Origin of the sequence: Mesorhizobium sp. LNHC229A00, from assembly GCF_000502415.1 — a bacterium.
GTDB lineage: Bacteria > Pseudomonadota > Alphaproteobacteria > Rhizobiales > Rhizobiaceae > Mesorhizobium.
The window spans coordinates 256174-276327 of sequence record NZ_AYWQ01000003.1; the positions used below are offsets into that span (position 1 = coordinate 256174).

Sequence of the window (20154 nt, forward strand, 5' to 3'; positions counted from 1 at the left end):
ACACGATCATGTGGGTGGCACTCTCTTACGCATGCTGGGGCATCTCGATCGTGCTCGCGCTGTGGATGCTCTACGACTGGTTCAAGGTCGATACGAACTACTCCGAGGACGTTTTGACCTCGTCGCGTGAAGGCGAGCTTGAAGCCGCTTCCGAAAAACACCGGATCTGAGTGGGGATTGATCGATGACGGTCGCGATTGAAAACACCACCACCACAATTCACGGCGACCGGGTGTCGCTGCTTCGGGTGCTTGGCCCGGCCCATGTCTGGGCACTCGGCGTCGGCATCGTTCTGGTCGGCGAGTTCACCGGCTGGAATTTCTCGGCCGACAAGGGCGGCGCGCTGGCTGCCCTGATCGTGTGCTGGGTCGTCGGGCTGCTCTACACCTCGGTGGCCATGATCGATTCCGAGGTAACGTCGACAGTGGCCGCCGCCGGCGGCCAGTATGCGCAGGCCAAGCACATCGTCGGGCCGCTGATGGCGTTCAACGTCGCGCTGTTCCTGGTCTTTGCCTATACGATGCTGGAAGTGTCCGACGCCATCCTGCTCGGCGACACCATCGTCGCCAAGGCAGGTGTAGAAGGGCTAACCCACAATTCCTTCATCGCCGCCACCATCGTGGTGCTGGCCTGGCTCAACTATCGCGGCGTGCTGATGACGCTCAACGTCAACTTCGTCATCACGGCCATCGCCTATGTCTCGATCGTCGTCCTGTTCTTCTCGGTCAGCCCGTGGACGCAAGGCGCGGTGCTGAAGCTCAACGAACTGGTCACTCCAGGCAACGCGCTGCCCTATGGCTGGATCGGCGTCATCGCCGCCTTCCAGTTCGGCATCTGGTATTATCTCGGCATCGAAGGAACCACCCAGGCCGCCGAGGAAGTGCGCTCGCCGGCACGCTCCCTGCCCTACGGCACCATGGCCGGCATGATCACGCTTCTGATCGCCGCCGCCATGACCTGGTATGTCTGCGCCTCGCTTATGCCTTGGGAATATCTCGGCATCACCTATTATCCGCTGTGGGACGCCGGCAAACTGACCGGCAGCCCGCTGCTCGAGAACCTCCTGTTCATAGCGACGCTGCTCGCCGCGCTTGCCTCGGCCAATGGTTGCATCAACGACGCGGCGCGCGCCTGGTTCTCGCTCGGCCGCGACCGCTATCTGCCGAGCTGGTTTTCGGCGGTGCATCCGAAATACCGCACGCCCTATCGCTCGATCCTGTTCCTGCTGCCGATCGCGCTGGCCTTCGCCTTCATCGCCGATCTCAACCAGGCGATCACCTTCTCTATCCTGTCGGGCGTGCTGCAATACACCTTCATGAGCATCAACATNATGATGTTCAGGAAGAAGTGGCCGCTGGGCTCGATCCGCCGCGGCTACACGCATCCCTTCCATCCGCTGCCGGCAATCGTCCTGTTCTGCCTGTGCGTGGTGACCTTCTTCGCCATCTTCCTCGGCTTCGGCTCTCAGTTGATCGCCATGGTCGCCTTCTATTTCCTGATTTCGCTGTGGTTCCATTTCTATCGCTACAAATTCGTGCGGCGTGGGGACCAGTTCACCATGCCGTGGCCGAAACCGCAGGGCTATTGATGGGAGTAGGCCCGTCCTGGATCTGGACGGGCCTTGCACGATAAAATGTCCGACGTGACATCAGCACTGCTTGCCGGGGCAATTGTCCTGGCTCTCGTCCTTCACCTTGCGTGGCAGGCACGCCGCAGCCGCGACAGGGCCTCGGCAACGCTCGCGGCCGACGAGGCGGGCATTCGCGCGATTGTCGCGGATGCAGAGAATGTCTCGGACGGCACCGCCGGCGTCATCACCTGGGAAGGATCGTGGAACGGCCAACGTGTGCAGGTGCGCACCATCGTCGACACGCTGGCGACGCGGAAACTGCCGGCGCGCTGGCTTAGCGTATCGATCACCGAGAAGGTCTCGGTACCCGCCATCTTCGATATGATGATGCGGCCGGGCTCGCCGACCACGTTCTCCAATTTCGACCATCTCCAGCATACGTTGCCGAAGGCGCCCGGTTTTCCGGCCGAGGCGGTGCTGCGGACAGACCGCAGGGGCACACGGTTCCCGCAGAGCATCATCGCCGACCATATGGAGCCGTTTTCAGAAGGCCGCGCCAAGGAGTTGCTGATCACGCCGAACGGAGTGCGCATCGTGTGGCTGCTGGCCGAGGCCGAGCGGGCACGCTACGGTGTCTTCCGGCAAGCCGCGTTCGGAGACACACGGATCGATTCTGCGCTGATCGAGCGGTTGCTCGTATCACTCTCGGATCTGCGCGACGCCATCAACGGAAGCGAACGGCAGGCCGCATGAGCACTTCAAACACTTCGCCGCCGCCGGTGAGCCCCTATCTCGTCCTCGGCGCCGCAATCGTGCTGCCGGCAAGCGGTCATGTCATTCTGGGCGTCCCTGTGCGCGGACTGCAATTTCTTTTCTTCATGGTCATCCTGGCCTGGGTGACCGCCAAGATTTCGCCGCCGGACGCCAGCTTCGTCGGCCGTCACGCCGGCGGCTTCCTGATCTATGCGCTGTCGATCCTCGACGCCTACAAGATCGCCCGCATCCGTACCGCCAAGTGGGCTCACAATGCCCGGCCGGAAGGAAACGATACACAGAGCGGCATTGAGCCGCATACGTAACCAGAGGAAAATTTCTTTCATGCCATTGAATTCGAGGATTTCATTCGATACATCATCTTAGTCATAAACGTCGGGAGGCTGACATGTGCGGAATCGTTGGACTTTTCCTGAAGGACAAGGCGCTGGAGCCGAAGCTCGGCGCGATGCTGTCGGAGATGCTGGTATCGCTCAGCGATCGCGGCCCTGATAGTGCCGGCATTGCCATCTATGGCGCGACATCAGGCAACGAGGCCAAGATCACCATCCAGTCGCCGAAGCCGGAACGCGATTTCCGCGGCCTGGACGCCGAACTCGCGAAGGCCGTCGGAGCGCCGGTGAGCATTGCGGTGAAATCGACCCACGCAGTGGTCAGGACCACGCCGGACAAGGTCGACGCGGCGCGTGAAGCCCTCCAGTCGCTCAGGCCCGACATCCGCATCATGGGCGCCGGCGAAGCGGTGGAAATCTACAAGGAAGTCGGCCTGCCCGAAGCCGTCGTCGATCGCTTCGACGTGCGCAAGATGACCGGCACGCATGGCATCGGTCATACCCGCATGGCGACGGAATCGGCAGTGACGACGATGGGTGCGCATCCTTTCTCGACCGGTGCCGACCAATGTCTTGTGCACAATGGTTCATTGTCGAACCACAACAATGTCCGCCGCGAATTGATCCGCGAAGGCATGAAATTCGAGACCGAGAACGATACCGAAGTGGCGGCCGCTTACCTTTCCTCGCAAATGGCGCATGGCAAGAACCTCGGCCAGGCACTGGAAGGCACGCTGTCCGACCTCGACGGCTTCTTCACCTTCGTCGTCGGCACCAAGAATGGTTTTGGCGTGGTGCGCGATCCGATTGCCTGCAAGCCTGCCGTGATGGCCGAGACCGACCAGTATGTCGCCTTCGGCTCGGAATATCGCGCGCTGACCAAACTGCCCGGTATAGACAATGCGAGGGTCTGGGAACCGGAGCCCGCAACCGTGTATTTCTGGGAGCATTGAGTTCATGCCGGCAACCTCCAAGGCAACGCGCGACAGCCATGCGCGCGTCTTCGACCTCGACATCCTGTCGCTGCGCGAACTCAATCAAGCGCTCCACAATCTGGCTCCGGGTTCGAACGAGACGGCGTGGGAAGTGCTCAACCCGAAAGGGAGCCATTCGGTCGCCGTCGGTGTCGACCACCCTGTCAGCATCGATGTGCGCGGCAGCGTCGGCTATTACTGCGGCGGCATGAACTCCGGCAGCGCCATCACCGTGCACGGCTCGGCCGGCCCGGGCGTTGGCGAGAACATGATGTCGGGTTCCATCGTCATCAAGGGCGATGCCAGCCAGTATGCAGGCGCCACCGGCAAGGGCGGCCTGCTGGTCATCGAAGGCAACGCCTCGTCGCGCTGCGGCATCTCGATGAAGGGCATCGACATCGTCGTGCATGGCAATATCGGCCATATGTCGGCCTTCATGGCGCAATCCGGCAACCTCGTTGTTCTGGGCGATGCCGGCGATGCACTGGGCGATTCCATCTACGAGGCGCGGCTCTTCGTGCGCGGCAAGGTCGATAGTCTTGGTGCAGACTGCATCGCCAAGGAGATGCGGCCCGAGCATCTGGAACTGCTGCAGGATCTGCTCGACCGCGCCGGCGTGACCGGCGTCAAGCCGTCGGAGTTCAAGCGCTACGGCTCGGCGCGCACGCTCTACAATTTCAATATCGACAACGCCGACGCGTATTGAGGCAGCATGACCTATCGCAACCCGCCGACGACGCCGCGCAAATCCGCGACCTTCGACGACTACACGCTCTCCGAAATCCGCCGCGCCGCGGCGACCGGCATCTACGACATCAGAGGTGCCGGCGCCAAGCGCAAGCTGCCGCATTTCGATGACCTTCTGTTCCTCGGCGCTTCGATCTCGCGCTACCCGCTGGAAGGCTACCGCGAGCGCTGCGACACATCCGTGGTGCTCGGTTCGCGCCACGCCAAGAAGCCTATCGAACTGAAGATCCCGATCACCATTGCCGGCATGAGCTTCGGCTCGCTGTCCGGTCCCGCCAAGGAAGCGCTCGGGCGCGGCGCGACGCTGTCGGGCACCTCGACCACGACCGGCGATGGCGGCATGACAGAGGAAGAGCGCGGCCATTCCAAGCAACTGGTCTATCAGTACCTGCCCTCGCGTTACGGCATGAACCTGCGCGACCTGCGCCGCGCCGATGCGATCGAAGTGGTCGTCGGCCAGGGCGCCAAGCCCGGCGGTGGCGGCATGCTGCTCGGCCAGAAGATTTCCGACCGTGTCGCCGAAATGCGCACGCTGCCCAAAGGCATCGACCAGCGCTCGGCCTCGCGCCACCCCGACTGGACCGGTCCGGACGATCTCGAGATCAAGATCCTCGAACTGCGCGAAATCACCGACTGGGAAAAACCGATCTACGTCAAGGTCGGCGGCGCCCGGCCCTACTACGACACAGCGCTTGCGGTGAAGGCCGGCGCCGACGTCGTCGTGGTCGACGGCATGCAGGGCGGAACGGCGGCGACGCAGGAAGTGTTCATCGAGAATGTCGGCCAGCCGACGCTCGCCTGCATCAGGCCGGCGGTGCAGGCGCTGCAGGATCTCGGCATGCACCGCAAGGTGCAGCTCATCGTCTCAGGCGGCATCCGCAACGGCGCCGATGTGGCCAAGGCGCTGGCGCTCGGCGTCGACGCCGTGTCGATCGGCACCGCGGCACTCGTGGCGCTCGGTGACAACGATCCCCGCTGGGAGGCGGAGTACAACGAACTCGGCACCACATCGGGCGCCTATGACGACTGGCATGAGGGCAAGGACCCTGCCGGCATCACCACGCAGGACCCCGAACTGATGAAGCGGGTCGACCCCGTGGCCGCCGGGCGCCGGTTGGCGAACTACTTGAAGGTGATGACGCTGGAGGCGCAGACCATCGCCCGCGCCTGCGGCAAGAACAGCCTGCACAATCTCGAACCCGAGGACCTCGTCGCATTGACAATCGAGGCTGCCGCCATGGCCGGCGTGCCGCTGGCCGGCACCAACTGGATACCGGGGAAGAACGGCTTCTAGAACACATCCAAAGACATAAGCGAGGAAATATAATGGGGAACGATCTCGCCGATTTCGCCAAGAAGAACGGCGTCAAATATTTCATGATTTCCTACACTGACCTGTTCAGTGGCCAGCGTGCCAAGCTGGTACCGGCGCAAGCCATCGCCGACATGCAGAAGGACGGTGCCGGCTTTGCCGGGTTCGCCACCTGGCTCGATCTCACGCCGGCGCATCCCGACATGCTGGCGGTGCCGGATCCGGACTCGGTCATCCAGTTGCCATGGAAACCGGAAGTCGCCTGGGTCGCCGCCAACTGCATCATGGACGACAAGGAGGTCGACCAGGCGCCGCGCAACACACTGAAGCGGCTGATCGCGGAGGCAGCCGCCGACGGCATGCACGTCAAGACCGGCGTCGAGGCCGAGTTCTTCCTGATCTCGCCGGACGGCAAGACGATCTCCGATGAATACGACACGGCATCGAAGCCTTGCTACGACCAGCAGGCGGTGATGCGCCGTTACGACGTCATCGCCGAGATCTGCGACCACATGCTGGCGCTCGGCTGGGGCGCTTACCAGAACGACCACGAGGACGCCAACGGCCAATTCGAGATGAACTGGGCGTTCGACGATGCCTTGCCGACCGCGGACAAGCATTCCTTCTTCAAGTTCATGGTCAAGTCGATCGCGGAAAAACATGGGCTGCGCGCCACCTTCATGCCCAAACCGTTCCAGGGCCTGACCGGCAATGGCTGCCATGCCCACATCTCTGTCTGGGACAAGTCGGGCAAGACCAATGTCTTCGCCGACAATTCGATGGAACTCGGTCTTTCCGCCAAGGGCAAGAACTTCCTTGGCGGCATCATGAAGCACGCTTCGGCGCTCGCCGCGATCACCAACCCGACGGTCAATTCCTATAAGCGCATCAACGCGCCGCGCACCATTTCGGGCGCGACCTGGGCGCCGAACACGGTGACCTGGACCGGCAACAACCGCACCCACATGGTGCGCGTGCCCGGCCCCGGCCGCTTCGAATTGCGCCTGCCGGATGGCGCCGCCAACCCCTATCTCCTGCAGGCGGTCATCATCGCCGCCGGCCTCGACGGCATCCGTTCGAAGGCCGATCCGGGCAAGCGCTACGACATCGACATGTACCAGCACGGCCACACGGTGAAGGGCGCGCCTAAGCTGCCGCTCAACCTGCTCGATGCGTTGCGCGAGTTCGACAAGGACAAATCGCTCAAGGCGGCGCTGGGTGAGGAATTCTCGTCGGCTTATCTAAAGCTGAAGCACCAGGAATGGAATTCCTATGCTTCCCACTTCACGCAATGGGAGCGCGACCACACGCTGGACATCTGAGCCCCAGCAGTGCGAGCGACCTCGGAATGACCTGATGAAATATTCGATCTTCTCGCTCGCACGTGCCGCTCTATCCGGCCACAAGAACTGGCAGCGCACCTGGCGCGACGCCAGCCCGAAAGACCACTACGACGTGGTGATCGTCGGCGGCGGCGGCCATGGGCTTGCCACCGCCTGGTTTCTTGCCAGCGAGTACGGCGTCAGAAACGTCGCCGTGCTGGAAAAGGGCTGGATCGGCTCCGGCAATGCCGGCCGCAACACCACCATCATCCGATCCAATTACGGCCTGCCCGGCAATACCGGCTTCTACGAATTGTCGATGAAGCTTTGGGAACGGATGGAGCAGGACCTCAACTACAACGCCATGGTCAGCCAGCGCGGCGTTCTCAATCTCTATCATTCCGACGCGCAGCGCGACGCCTATGCGCGGCGCGGCAACACCATGCGCATCAACGGCATCGATGCCGAACTGCTCGACCAGGCAGCACTGAAGAAGATGCTGCCGTTCCTGAATTTCGACCATGCGCGTTTCCCGGTGCAAGGCGGGCTCTTGCAGCGGCGCGGCGGCACGGCGCGGCACGACGCGGTGGTTTGGGGCTACGCCCACGCTGCCAGCGAACTCGGCGTCGACATCATCCAGAATTGCGAAGTCACGGGCTTTGTCAGGGACACCAACGGCAAGGTGACTGGCGTCGAGACCTCGCGCGGCAGGATCGGCGCCGGCAAGGTCGGCATGGCGGTGGCCGGATCCTCATCGCGCGTCGCGGCGATGGCTGGCCTGCGGCTGCCGATCGAAAGCCATGTGCTGCAGGCCTTCGTCTCGGAGGCGATCAAGCCGCTCATTCCCGGCGTCATGACGTTTGGCGCCGGCCATTTCTATGTCAGCCAGTCCGACAAGGGCGGGCTGGTCTTCGGCGGCGACATCGACGGTTACAATTCCTATGCCCAGCGCGGCAACATGCCTGTCATGGAAGATGTCTGCGAAGGCGGCATGGCGCTGATGCCGATGATAGGCCGCGTGCGCCTGCTGCGCCAATGGGGCGGCATCATGGATATGTCGATGGACGGCTCGCCGATCATCGACAAGACACCGGTCGACGGGCTCTACCTCAATGCGGGCTGGTGCTATGGCGGCTTCAAGGCGACGCCCGGCTCAGGCTTCGTCTTCGCCCATCTGCTTGCTCGGGACGAATCGCATGCCGAGGCCGCCCGCTTCCGGCTCGACCGGTTCCGGTCTGGTGCTGTCATCGACGAGAAGGGCCAGGGCGCCCAACCGAACCTGCACTGAGGACAGTCGAAAAACATGCGTATTGTCTGTCCATTCTGCGGTGAACGCGAGCTCGGCGAGTTCACCTATCTCGGCGACGCCAGGCCGGTGCGGCCAGCACCTGGGGCATCGGAAGACGAGGTCTACGATTACGTCTATCTGCGCGACAACATCGCCGGCGTAATGGATGAGAACTGGTATCATGGCGGCGGCTGCCGGGCCTGGCTGAAGGTCACCCGCAACACGCTGACGCACGAGATTTCGGCGGTTGAACCGGCGGCGGGTGCCGGCGCGAGGCAGGTTGTGAAATGAATTATTTTCGCCAGGTCAGCGCCGCCCCTCACCTGCCTGCCGGCATCCTCTCCCCGTGTAGAGAAGGGGAGAGGGGGGCTGGCCGCGACCTCCGCGCCCTTTTGGCAACGTCGATGATCGGCGAAATCTTCGACGACAGCTTCCTTCTCCCCGTCACTATACGGGGAGAAGTGCCCGGCAGGGCGATGAGGGGCGGCGCGACGCTCCCGCATGAGGGTCAAGCATCGTGACTTCCTTCCAATCCCATCGCCTGACATCAGGCGGCCTGATCGACCGCTCGGCGCCGCTCGGCTTCCGCTTCGACGGCAAGACTTTCTCAGGCTTCCAGGGCGACACGCTTGCCTCGGCACTGGTTGCCAACGGCGTCAAGCTGGTTGGCCGCTCGTTCAAGTACCATCGCCCGCGCGGCATCCTGACCGCGGGATCGGAAGAACCTAACGCGCTGGTGGAACTGCGCAGCGGTGCACGGCGCGAGCCGAACACCAAGGCGACGACAGCGGAGCTCTATGAAGGGCTCGACGCCGCCAGCCAGAACCGCTGGCCGTCGCTCGCCTTCGACGTGATGTCGGTCAACCAGCTGTTCGCGCCGATCTTCGTCGCCGGCTTCTACTACAAGACCTTCATGTGGCCGGCGAAGTTCTGGGAAGCGATCTATGAGCCGGCGATCCGCCGCGCCGCGGGGCTCGGCCGTGCAGCCGGCATTGCCGACCCGGATCATTACGACAAGGCCTGGGCGCATTGCGACGTGCTGATCGCCGGGTCTGGCCCGACGGGCCTCGCCGCCGCCCTCGCGGCAGGCCGCGGCGGCGCTCGCGTCATCCTGTGCGAAGAGGATTTTGTTCCCGGCGGGCGCCTGCTTGCCGATGGCGGCACGATCGACGGCATGGCTGCCGACGAATGGATCGCGCGCACGCTCAGTGAGCTTGCCGCCATGCCTGCTGTCCGCATCATGACGCGCACCACGCTGTTCGGCGTCTATGATGGCGGCACCTATGGCGCGATCGAGCGCGTCAGCGACCATCTACCCTCGCCGCCGGAGCACCAGGTGCGCCAGCGACTATGGCGGATCGTGGCCAAGCGCTGCGTCGTCGCGGCAGGCGCGCTCGAACGGCCAATCGTCTTTGCCGGCAACGACACGCCGGGCGTGATGATGGCGTCCGCCGTGCGCAGCTATATCGCACGTTATGCCGCGGCACCGGCCAGGCGCATCGCGCTGTTCACCAACAATGAGGACGGCTGGCGCACCGTCGAGGCAGCGCTCGGGGCCGGACTGCAGGTCGCCGCCGTGATCGACGCGCGCGCGGAAATCTCGTCCGAGCACCGCTCGCTTGCCAGCAAGGGCGGCTTTGCGGTTCTGCATGGCTCCGTCAGCGGCATCGATGGCGGCAAGAATGGCGTGCGCAAGATTTCCGTCTCACTCACCGGCGGCGCGCGGGCCGAAGTGGAAGCCGACGGGCTTGCCGTTTCCGGCGGCTGGAACCCGGCGGTCGGGCTCACCTCCTATCATCGCGGCCGGCCGAAATGGCGCGACGATATCGCCGCCTTCGTGCCCGACGGCGCGCCTCCGGGAATGGTCGCGGCTGGTGCCGCCGACGGCGCCTTCGGGCTTGGCGCCTGCTTGCGCGATGGATTTGCGGCGGGCGAGGCCGCGGCACGTGATGCTGGACACGGCAAAGGTTCAGGCTCCACGCCGGTGGCCGACGACGAAGCCTTTTCGCTGACGCCGCTTTGGCACGTCGCCGGCAAGGGCAAGGCTTTCGTCGACCAGCAGCATGATGTCACCGCATCGGATATCGAGCTGGCACAGCGCGAAGGTTTCGAATCGGTCGAGCACCTGAAGCGCTACACCACGCTCGGCATGGCGACCGACCAGGGCAAGACCTCGAACGTCGCCGGCCTTGCCATCATGGCGGCGGTCACGGGCAAATCCATTCCCGAGACCGGCACGACAATCTACCGGCCTCCCTATGTGCCGGTCGCCATCGGCGCCTTCGCCGGCCATCATCGTGCCGAGAATTTCCACGCCACGCGGCTGACGCCGTCGCATCACTGGGCCGCCGAACAGGGCGCGATCTTCGTCGACACCGGCCTGTGGAAGCGCGCGCAATGGTATCCGCGCGCCGGCGAGAAGGACTGGCTGGAATCGGTGACCCGCGAGGTCAAGGCGGTGCGCTCAGGCGTCGGCTTCTGCGATGTCTCGACGCTGGGCAAGATCGACGTGCATGGCGCGGACGCCGGCACCTTCCTCGACCGCGTCTACATCAACACCTTCTCCACTCTTGCGGTGGGAAAAGCGCGCTACGGGCTGATGCTGCGCGAGGACGGCATCGTCTATGACGACGGCACCACGTCGCGGCTGGCCGAGGACCACTATTTCCTCACCACCACCACGGCCAAGGCCGGCCTGGTGATGCAGCATCTCGAATTCTGCCGGCAGGTGCTGTTTCCGGAACTCGATGTGCAGTTAACCTCGGTCTCCGACCAGTGGGCGCAATTTTCGATTGCCGGCCCCAAAACCCGCGACCTGTTGAAAGAGATCGTCGATCCTTCGGAAGACCTTTCCAACGAAGGGTTTCCCTTCATGGGCGCGCGCGAAGTCGCGTTGCGCGGCAGCGTCAGGGCGCGGCTGTTCCGCATTTCGTTCTCGGGCGAAATGGCGTTCGAGATTTCGGTGCCGGCGCGCTACGGCGAGGCGATGGCGCGCAATCTGATGATTGCGGGCAAGCCGTTCGGCGTGACGCCTTACGGCACCGAGGCACTCGGCGTCATGCGCATCGAAAAGGGTCACGTCGCGGGTCCGGAACTCAGCGGCACGACCACCGCGGCCGACCTCGGCCTCGGCAAGATGATGTCGACCAAGAAGGATTTCATCGGCCGCGTCATGGCCGGACGCGAGGCGCTGATCGCAGCGGATCGTCAGGTCGTCGTCGGCATCAAGCCGACCGACAAGGCCCGGCGCCTGCGTTCCGGCGCGCACATCATTCCGAAGGGGCAGACACCCGGGCCCGACAACGACCAGGGCTACGTCACCTCGGTCTGCTTCTCGCCGACATCAGACCAATGGATCGGGCTTGCACTTGTCGAACGCGGCCGCGAGCGGTTCGGCGAGATCGTGCATGCGCACGATCCTCTACGCGGCGAGGATTACGATTTGGAACTGTGCAACCCCGTCTTCTATGACCCGGATGGAGGGCGCCAGCGTGGCTGAGTTTGCCTGGGAAACCCGCAGCCCTCTCCACCGCGCACTCGTCGCCGGTCCACATGGCGCGCGGGGCGACGCCGGCGTGACCCTGAGCGAGATCCGCAATTTCGACCTCGTCCAGGTGATGGCGCGGCGCGGCAAGACGGCCGAGATGGCGAGCGCCGCGAACGCGCATTTCGGCGTGGCGGTCCCGGAAACGCCGAAGACGGCTGCAGCAGTCGAAGCAACGCTCATCTGGTCGGGACCGGATCAGTTCTTCGTGCTGTCGAAGGGCAGGCACACAGTGGAGTCGCTGGCCCTGGTTTTCGCGACCTCGGCTTCGCTATCGGACCAGTCACATGCGCGGGTGTTGATCAGCATTTCCGGCAACAAGGCGCGCGCCCTGCTCGCCAAGCTGTCGTCGATCGATCTGTATCCGGCGGCGTTCCCGGTCGGAGCCGCGGCAACCACCTCGATGGATCACACCAGCGTCACGCTGTGGCGCGGCAATGATGCGCCGGACGGACAGGCTGTTTTCACCGCTCTGGTGTTTTCGACCTTCGCCGAAAGCCTGTGGCACACGATGCTGGACTCGGCTGCCGAGTATGGTGTCGAGATCGGGCATTCGGAGGACTTGGCGTAGCACTGCGCTTCTTCCCCGCCTTGCCAAACTCCGCTCCGCTGCTATTCTTGCTGCTAAAATAATTTCACGCACAGGCAAACTTGTTTCTCGAACCGCAAGGCTGAGATGAGCCAGTCGCCCTACCCCACCGTGACAGCCGGACCGCCCAGGCCAAGCCTGATCCTGCGGCCCGGCCAGATCTCGCTGCCGGCCGGCATGGAGCGCTATACCGTACAGGGGAACGGCGCGGTGCTGATCGAGGTCGAGGCCGGCGATACGATCACCGTTCGCAACGCCGAGGGTGGCCAGGCCTGCGAGTTGCTGGCCTGGGACAGGTCAGGCGCCAGTGATCCCGGCATTCTCGGTGAAAAATCCAACAGCAATGCCGCCGGCATCAAGGCGCTGCTCACCGAGGGCGACGACAGTCTTTCGGCTGTGCGCCGCGGCCTCGAACGTCGCCAGGTTCAGCTTGGGCAGGCCGAGGCGGTGCGCGTGTTTGGCGGCACCACACCAGCCGGTACCGAGCAGGCATTCACCGTCGCGCGCGACGGTGCGATGCTGATCGCCGCACCCGGCGGTCCGATGCTGGTCGATGGGCACGACACAGCGACGCCGCTCAGCGTCGTCGTGCGGCGCAACACGATCCGCCTGAAAACAAAGTCCCGGCTTGCCGATCCATTGGCCGATCCGGTGCTCGACCTGCGCGTCCATTCGGCGACGGCGGGATCGTATTTCGTCAAGGCGGGCGACTATCTGCAGATCATCGATGTCGACGGGCGCCAGTGCACCGACTTCCAGTGTTTCTCGGCGCGCAAGCTTGACAAGGGGCTCGACCATCCGCTCGACGTCACGACGACACGCACGCTGATGGGCGCGAGCTATCCGATGCCTGGCCTGCATTCGAAATATTACGATCAGGACATGGAACCGCTGGTTGAGGTGGTGCAGGACACATGCGGCCGGCACGATGCCTTCGCGCTCGCCTGCGCGGCGAAATATTACGACGACATCGGCTATCCCGGCCACATCAACTGCTCGGAGAACTTTAATCGCGCGCTGGACGGCAAGGGCGTCAATCCCCGCGCCGGCTGGATGGCGATCAACTTCTTCTTCAACACGGCGATCGACGCCCATGGTGTCATGGTGTCGGACGAGCCATGGTCGCGGGCCGGCGACTATGTTCTGCTCAGAGCGCTGACCGACATCGTCTGCGTCTCGTCCGCCTGCCCCGACGACACGACGCCGGCCAATGGCTGGGACCTGACCGACATCCACGTGCGGACCTATTCCAGCCAGCACAAATTCTCGCGAGCGATCGCCAGACGCATGACGCCCGATTCGGAACCGAAAATGACCCGCGAGACAGCTTTCCATTCGAGCTTTGCCAAACACACACGCGACTTCGTCGAGTACAAGGGCTATTGGCTGGCCGATTCGTTCGCCAGGGAAGGCGCCATCGCCGAATACTGGGCCTGCCGGCAGGATGCCGTGATCATGGACCTGTCGCCGCTGCGCAAGTTCGAAGTGACCGGCCCGGATGCCGAAGCGCTGCTGCAATATACGCTGACGCGTGACGTCAAGAAGCTCGGCGTCGGCCAGGTCGTCTACTCCGCCATGTGCTACGAGCATGGCGGCATGATCGACGACGGCACGCTTCTGCGGCTCGGCAAGGACAATTTCCGCTGGATTGGCGGCGACGATCTGTCCGGCGAATGGCTGCGCGAGACGGCGACAAAGCTCGGCCTCAATGTGCTGGTGCGCTCGTCCACCGATCAGATGCACAACATCGCCGTGCAAGGGCCAAAGAGCCGCGCCATCCTGAAGGAGGTGATCTGGACCTCGCCGCTGCAGCCGTCGATGGAGGAACTCGAATGGTTTCGCTTCGCCGTCGCCAGGATCGGCGGCGGCAACGGCATCCCCGTCGTCGTTTCACGCACCGGCTATACCGGCGAACTCGGCTACGAGATCTGGTGCCATCCGCGCGACGCGCAAAAGGTTTTCGACGCGATCTGGGAGGCCGGACAGCCGCATGGGCTGAAGCCGATGGGCCTGCAGGCGCTCGACATGGTGCGCATCGAGGCGGGACTGATCTTCGCCGGTTACGAATTTTCCGACCAGACCGACCCCTTCGAGGCCGGTATCGGCTTCACCGTGCCGCTGAAGAGCAAGACCGACGATTTCATCGGCCGCGAGGCGCTGATCCGGCGCAAGGATCATCCGCAGACGAAACTGGTCGGCCTCGACGTCGACAGCAATGTCGCCGTCGGCCACGGCGACTGCGTCCATGTCGGCCGCGCCCAGATCGGCGTCGTCACGTCGGGCATGCGTTCGCCGGTGCTGAGCAAGAACATCGCGCTGGCGCGGCTCGACGTCACTCATGCCGCTATCGGCACGGAGGTCGAGATCGGCAAACTCGACGGCCATGCCAAGCGGCTGCCGGCTCGGGTCGTGGCCTTTGCCCACTACGATCCGCAAAAGACCAAACCACGTTCCTGACCTGCCCTTTTGGACTAGCAAAGCGCCCGCCGGACGCTTTGCCGTTCCCGCGCGCAAGCGTGATGTGCATGGTTTCACAAATCGCTTGACCTGACAGCGCGCCGGATCAATCTTCACTCTTAAGAAAAAAATACGACTGAGTGGAAACACCGCGGCCGGAACGATCATTTGCCGGGGAGTAAGTTTCGCGTAGCCGAGGCACCACTGGCGGGGAACATCGAAAAAGGGGAACTTATCCACATGAGCACAATAAGTACGGTCCTGGACCAGCCTGCCGAAAGCAAGCTGCTCAGGCATATCGACTGGCGCGGCGCCTTCTGGGTGGCGAGTGGCGTTCCGGCGCTGGTCCTGTTCTCGATCGGCGGCATTGCCGGCACGACGGGAAAGCTGGCGTTCCTGATCTGGACGGTGTCCATGATCATGGGCTTCCTGCAATCCTTCACCTATGCCGAGATCGCCGGCCTGTTCCCGAACAAGTCCGGCGGTGCCTCGATCTACGGCGCCACCGCCTGGCTGCGCTACTCCAAGTTCATCGCGCCGCTGTCGGTGTGGTGCAACTGGTTCGCCTGGTCGCCGGTGCTGTCGCTGGGCTGCTCGATCGCCGCCGCCTATATCCTCAATGCGCTGGCGCCGGTGCCGCTGTTCACCGAGGCCTCGCCCGATGTCGTCGCCTACATCGCCGCGCATGCCGGAACGGCGCCTGCCGACGCCATTACCGCGGTAACCGCCGCCGCGACGCCGGCGATCCGCAACTGGACGCTGTGGAGCCACACGCTAGGCCCGGTGTCATTCACGCTCAATGCGACCTTCTTCATCGGCGCGGTGCTGATGCTTATCATCTTCTCGATCCAGCACCGCGGCATCCTGGGCACTGCCAGCGTGCAGAAATATATCGGCCTGCTGGTCATCATCCCGATGCTGATCGTCGGCGTGGTGCCGATCTTCACCGGCCAGATCGACTGGTCGAACTTTTCGCCGCTGGTGCCGCTCGCCGCCGCCTATGCACCTGAGCCCGGCTCCTGGAACATCGCTGGCTGGACATTGGCGCTCGGCGGCATGTTCATCGCCGCATGGTCGACCTATGGGTTCGAAACCGCCGTCTGCTACACGTCGGAGTTCAAGAACCCGGGTACCGACACGTTCAAGGCCATCTTCTATTCCGGCCTGCTCTGCATGCTTTTGTTCATCCTGGTGCCCTTCACCTTCCAGGGCGTGCTGGGCTTGAACGGCATGTTGGCAACACCGATCGTCGACGGCTCCGGCGTGGCCGATGCGCTGGCCGGCATGGTCGGCGGCGGCAGGCTTATCCACAGCCTGCTGGTGATGCTGATGATCCTGGCGCTGGTGCTGTGCATCATGACGGCGATGGCCGGCTCGTCGCGCACGCTCTACCAGGGCTCGGTCGACGGCTGGCTGCCCCGTTATCTCAGCCACGTCAACGAGCACGGCGCGCCGACGCGGGCCATGTGGACCGATCTGTGCTTCAATCTGGTCGTGCTGGCGATCGCCTCGGCCGACGCGACGAGCTTCTTCTTCATCCTCGCCGTGTCGAACTGCGGTTACATCATCTTCAACTTCCTCAACCTCAATGCCGGCTGGATCCACCGCATCGACAACGGCCATATCGCACGGCCATGGAAAGCACCGAGCTGGCTCTTGGGGATCGGAGCGATCTTCGCCTACGTCAACGCGATCTTCATGGGCGCAGGCGCCAAGGTGTGGAACCCGATGGCGCTGTGGGCCGGACTGATCACGGCGGCGTTGATCATCCCGGTGTTCTGCTTCCGCCACTACATCCAGGATGGCGGAAAGTTCCCCGACCATATGCTGGCCGATCTCGGCATGACGGGAGCCGACCTTTCGGTCAAGAAGGCGGGCATGCTGCCCTATCTGACGCTGGTTGCCGGCGTGGCGGTCATGCTCATCGCCAATTGGGTATTCGTCATCTGATGGTCTGACCGCGGCCCAAGCCACCGCAGCAAGGGAAACCGGCCGGTCGCAAATCGACCGGCCGGTTTTTATTCCGCCGCCAACGGCAGTTGCGGCCGTTCGATGCGTTCGATCTCTCCTTGATCCGGCGCCTGCTCGTCGGTCTTCGCCTTCTTCGGCTCGCGGCCGAAGAAGAGCGCATAGCCCGCCGGCAGCACCAGGATGGTGAGCACGGTGGCGACCAGAATGCCGCCCATCATGGCATAGGCGAGCGGTCCCCAGAACACGCCGCGCGAGATCGGGATCAGTGCCAGCACCGCCGTCATCGCCGTCAGCACGATCGGCCTGAAGCGGCGCACGGCCGAGCCGACGATCGCTTCGGAACGGTCCATGCCCTTGGCAATGTCCTGGTCGATCTGGTCGACCAANCGCACGGCCGAGCCGACGATCGCTTCGGAACGGTCCATGCCCTTGGCAATGTCCTGGTCGATCTGGTCGACCAAAATGATCGAGTTACGCATGATGATGCCAAGCAGGGCGATGACACCGAGGATGGCGACGAAGCCGAACGGTGCACCGCTGATCAGCAGAGCCGCGGCCGCACCGATGATGCCGAGCGGGCCGGTAGCCAGCACCAGCATCGCCTTGCCGAAATTCTGCAGCTGGATCATCAGGAGCACGACGATGACGGCCAGCATGATCGGCGCCTTGGCGGCGATCGAAGCCTGGCTTTCGGCCGAATCCTCGGCCCCGCCTTGGATCTCGATCTTGTACCCGGGCGCCAGGCCATCACGCAGGCCCTGCATGTCCTTGTACATCTTGGTGACGACATCGTTTGACTGCACGCCGTCTGGCAAGGTGGCGCGCACGCTGATCGTCGGCAGGCGGTCGCGGCGCCACTCGATGCCTTGCTCCAGCACAGGCACCACCTTGGCCACCTGCGACAGCGGCACGAAGCCGCCGAAATCGGTCGGGATATAGACCGAGTCCACCGAGGACAGCAGGCTGCGGCTGGCATCCGGCTCGCGGGCGACGATCGACACCGTCTCCTCGCCGTCGCGGAAATCGTCGAGCGGCGCGCCGGACATCGTCGCCTGCAGCATCTGGCGGATGCGCTGCGAGGTGACGCCGAGCGCACGGGCGCGGTCCTGATCGATGACCAGCTTCATCGCCGGAACGGGCTCCAGCCAGTCGTCATGGACGGCGCCGAGCAGGGGATCCTGCCGGAACTTCGCCTTCACTTGGTCGGCGATGCGGCGCACCTCCTGGCGGTCCGGACCCATGACGCGCATCTGCACGGGCCAGCCGGTCGGCGGTCCGAGGAACAGGCGGTCGACCTTGGCACGGATCGAGGGGAAGTCCTGAGCCAGAACCGTGCGCAGCTTGACGATCAGCCGCTCGCGCGCCGGCTCGTCATTGGCCATGACTAGCATCTGGGCGAAGTTCGGGTTGCGCAGTTGCTGGTCGAGCGGCAGGAAGAAGCGCGGGGCGCCCTCGCCGATATAGGTGGCGATGAAACGCTTGTCCTTGTCGTCCATCACCTTGGCTTCCAGGGCCTTGGCCTGCGCCTCGACCTCCTTGATGCTGGTGCCTTCCGGCAGCCAGAGGTCGACGAGAATTTCGGGCCGCGACGATTGCGGGAAGAAATTCTGCGGGATGAACTGGAACGCCCAAAGGCTGGTGCCGAAGGTCGCCAGCGTCATCACCAAAACGATGATGCGATGGCGCACGGCCCAGCTGACCGTGGCGCGCAGCCGACGATAGAAGCCTGTATCGAAGGCGTCGTGATGGCTGCCGGCATGCTTGCGCTGCTTCAGGATCATATAGCCGAGCCAGGGCGTGAAATAGACCGCCACGAACCACGACACGATCAGCGCGATGCCGACGACATAGAACAAGGTGCGCACATATTCGCCAGCCGTCGAAGCAGCGAACCCGACCGGTATGAAGCCGGCGGTGGTGATCAGTGTGCCGGTCAACATCGGGAAGGCGGTCGATGAATAGGCGAAGCTCGCCGCCTCGATCTTGACCAGCCCCTCCTCGAGCTTGCGCTCCATCATCTCGACGACGATCATGGCATCGTCGACAAGCAGGCCGAGCGCGATGATCAGAGCGCCCAGCGAAATGCGCTGCAGGTCGATGCCGATCTCGTACATGATGGCGAAGGTGGCGGCGAGCACCAGCGGTATGGCGATGGCGATGACCAGCCCCGAGCGCCAGCCGATCGACAGGAACGAGACGACGAGCACGATCAGCAGCGCTTCGCCGAGCGCATGCATGAATTCGCTGACGGCGTCCGTGACGACGCCCGGCTGGTCGGAAATCTGGTCGACCGAAACGCCATAGGGCAGCGCCTCCTCGAAGCGCTTGTAGGTCGCCTCGACATCCTTGCCGACATCGGTGACTTTAAAACCCTTGGCCATGACCACGCCAAGCTGCACGCTGTCGTGGCCATTGAAGCGGTATTTGCGCTGGAAGGGGTCCTCCAGGCCCGAAGTGACGGTGGCGATGTCACCCAGCCGGGTAACCTGGCCGCCGGCGCGCAGGCGCAGTTCGCGGATGTCGGCCGCCTTGGCGACGTCGCCTTCAACCGAGATGCGCACCGAATTGACGCCGGTATCGACTGAACCCGAGGGGTCGACATTGTTCTGGCCCTTGATCGCGTTCTGCAGGTCGGTCAGCGTCAGGCCGCGTTCGGCCAGCGCCTTGGACGAGACATCGATATAGAGCTTTTCCGGTTGGTCGCCGATGATGACGGCCTTTTCGACGCCGGGCGTCGTCAAAAGCATATCGCGCGCCTGGATGGCGAACTTCTTCAATTCGGGAAAGGAGAAGCCGTCCCCGCTGATCGAATGCAGGGTGATAAACGTGTCGCCGAACTCGTCGTTGAAATACGGGCCGAGCAGGCCCTGCGGCAGATCCCCCTGGATATCGCCGACCTTCTTGCGCACCTGGTAGAAAGCATCCGTCACTTCGGCGGCGTTGGTGTCACCCTTGATCTGGACGGTGATGATGGCGCTGCCGGCGCGGGTGAAGGAACGCACGAAATCGAGATGCGGCGTCTCCTGCAATTTGCGCTCGATCTTGTTGACGACCTGGTCCTCCATCTCCTGGATCGAGGAGCCCGGCCAGATCGCCTGCACGACCATGACGCGGAAGGTGAAGTCGGGATCCTCCTTCTGGCCCATGCGCATCAAGCCGAGCGCGCCGGCGATGATGATCAGCCCGAACAGGAACCGTGCGATGGAGGGATGGCCGATGGCCCAACGCGACAGGTTGAAGGGCCGCTTTTCTTCAGTGGGGGTCGTCATCGGTG

15 protein-coding genes are annotated in these 20154 nt (G+C 63.6%); 14 read left to right on the forward strand and 1 reads right to left on the reverse strand.

Features of this window, described 5'->3' with window-relative positions; genetic code table 11:
- Positions 1-8: 8 nt before the first annotated feature.
- From X742_RS1000000172190 to X742_RS161400, 14 genes are all read left to right on the forward strand, one after another.
- Positions 9-170 carry a hypothetical protein gene (locus X742_RS1000000172190; protein WP_015318908.1) on the forward strand — a complete coding sequence of 54 codons (162 nt, stop codon included), beginning with the start codon at positions 9-11 and terminating at the stop codon, positions 168-170.
- Positions 171-184: 14 nt separating this feature from the next.
- Complete coding sequence (locus tag X742_RS161465; protein ID WP_031247746.1) at positions 185-1588, forward strand: APC family permease; 1404 nt, start codon at positions 185-187, stop codon at positions 1586-1588.
- Between the two features lie 45 nt (positions 1589-1633).
- A complete protein-coding gene (locus tag X742_RS161460) occupies positions 1634-2323 on the forward strand; it encodes a hypothetical protein (RefSeq protein ID WP_023771058.1) in 690 nt (229 codons plus the stop codon).
- Positions 2320-2649, forward strand: coding sequence for a hypothetical protein (locus tag X742_RS161455; protein ID WP_023771059.1), 330 nt, complete (start codon positions 2320-2322; stop codon positions 2647-2649). Before X742_RS161460 ends, X742_RS161455 begins: the two co-directional genes overlap by 4 nt.
- 83 nt (positions 2650-2732) lie before the next feature.
- Positions 2733-3629 (forward strand): glutamine amidotransferase family protein, encoded by an 897-nt coding sequence (locus X742_RS161450; RefSeq protein WP_023771060.1) that lies wholly within the window; start codon positions 2733-2735, stop codon positions 3627-3629.
- Between the two features lie 4 nt (positions 3630-3633).
- The gene (locus X742_RS161445) at positions 3634-4356 is read left to right on the forward strand and encodes a GXGXG domain-containing protein (RefSeq protein ID WP_023771061.1); all 723 of its coding nucleotides are present in this window, start codon (positions 3634-3636) and stop codon (positions 4354-4356) included.
- A 6-nt stretch (positions 4357-4362) separates the two neighbouring features.
- Positions 4363-5691, forward strand: a complete 1329-nt coding sequence (locus X742_RS161440; protein ID WP_015318914.1) for an FMN-binding glutamate synthase family protein — start codon at positions 4363-4365, stop codon at positions 5689-5691.
- Between the two features lie 32 nt (positions 5692-5723).
- Entirely contained in the window at positions 5724-7031 is a 1308-nt protein-coding gene (gene glnT, locus X742_RS161435; RefSeq protein ID WP_023771062.1) for a type III glutamate--ammonia ligase, read from the forward strand.
- 34 nt (positions 7032-7065) lie between these two features.
- Complete coding sequence (locus tag X742_RS161430; RefSeq protein WP_023771063.1) at positions 7066-8319, forward strand: sarcosine oxidase subunit beta family protein; 1254 nt, start codon at positions 7066-7068, stop codon at positions 8317-8319.
- 15 nt (positions 8320-8334) lie between these two features.
- Positions 8335-8610 (forward strand): sarcosine oxidase subunit delta, encoded by a 276-nt coding sequence (locus tag X742_RS161425; protein WP_023771064.1) that lies wholly within the window; start codon positions 8335-8337, stop codon positions 8608-8610.
- 226 nt (positions 8611-8836) lie between these two features.
- The gene (locus X742_RS161415; RefSeq protein ID WP_023771066.1) at positions 8837-11818 is read left to right on the forward strand and encodes a sarcosine oxidase subunit alpha; all 2982 of its coding nucleotides are present in this window, start codon (positions 8837-8839) and stop codon (positions 11816-11818) included.
- Entirely contained in the window at positions 11811-12434 is a 624-nt protein-coding gene (locus tag X742_RS161410; protein WP_023771067.1) for a sarcosine oxidase subunit gamma family protein, read from the forward strand. Before X742_RS161415 ends, X742_RS161410 begins: the two co-directional genes overlap by 8 nt.
- A 105-nt stretch (positions 12435-12539) precedes the next feature.
- Entirely contained in the window at positions 12540-14909 is a 2370-nt protein-coding gene (locus X742_RS161405; protein WP_023771068.1) for an aminomethyltransferase family protein, read from the forward strand.
- 240 nt (positions 14910-15149) lie between these two features.
- Positions 15150-16859, forward strand: coding sequence for an APC family permease (locus tag X742_RS161400; protein ID WP_023771069.1), 1710 nt, complete (start codon positions 15150-15152; stop codon positions 16857-16859).
- 68 nt (positions 16860-16927) lie between these two features.
- Here X742_RS161400 and X742_RS161395 read toward each other — a convergent pair whose 3' ends face one another.
- The gene (locus tag X742_RS161395) at positions 16928-20149 is read right to left on the reverse strand and encodes an efflux RND transporter permease subunit (RefSeq protein WP_023771070.1); all 3222 of its coding nucleotides are present in this window, start codon (positions 20147-20149) and stop codon (positions 16928-16930) included.
- Positions 20150-20154 lie beyond the last annotated feature (5 nt).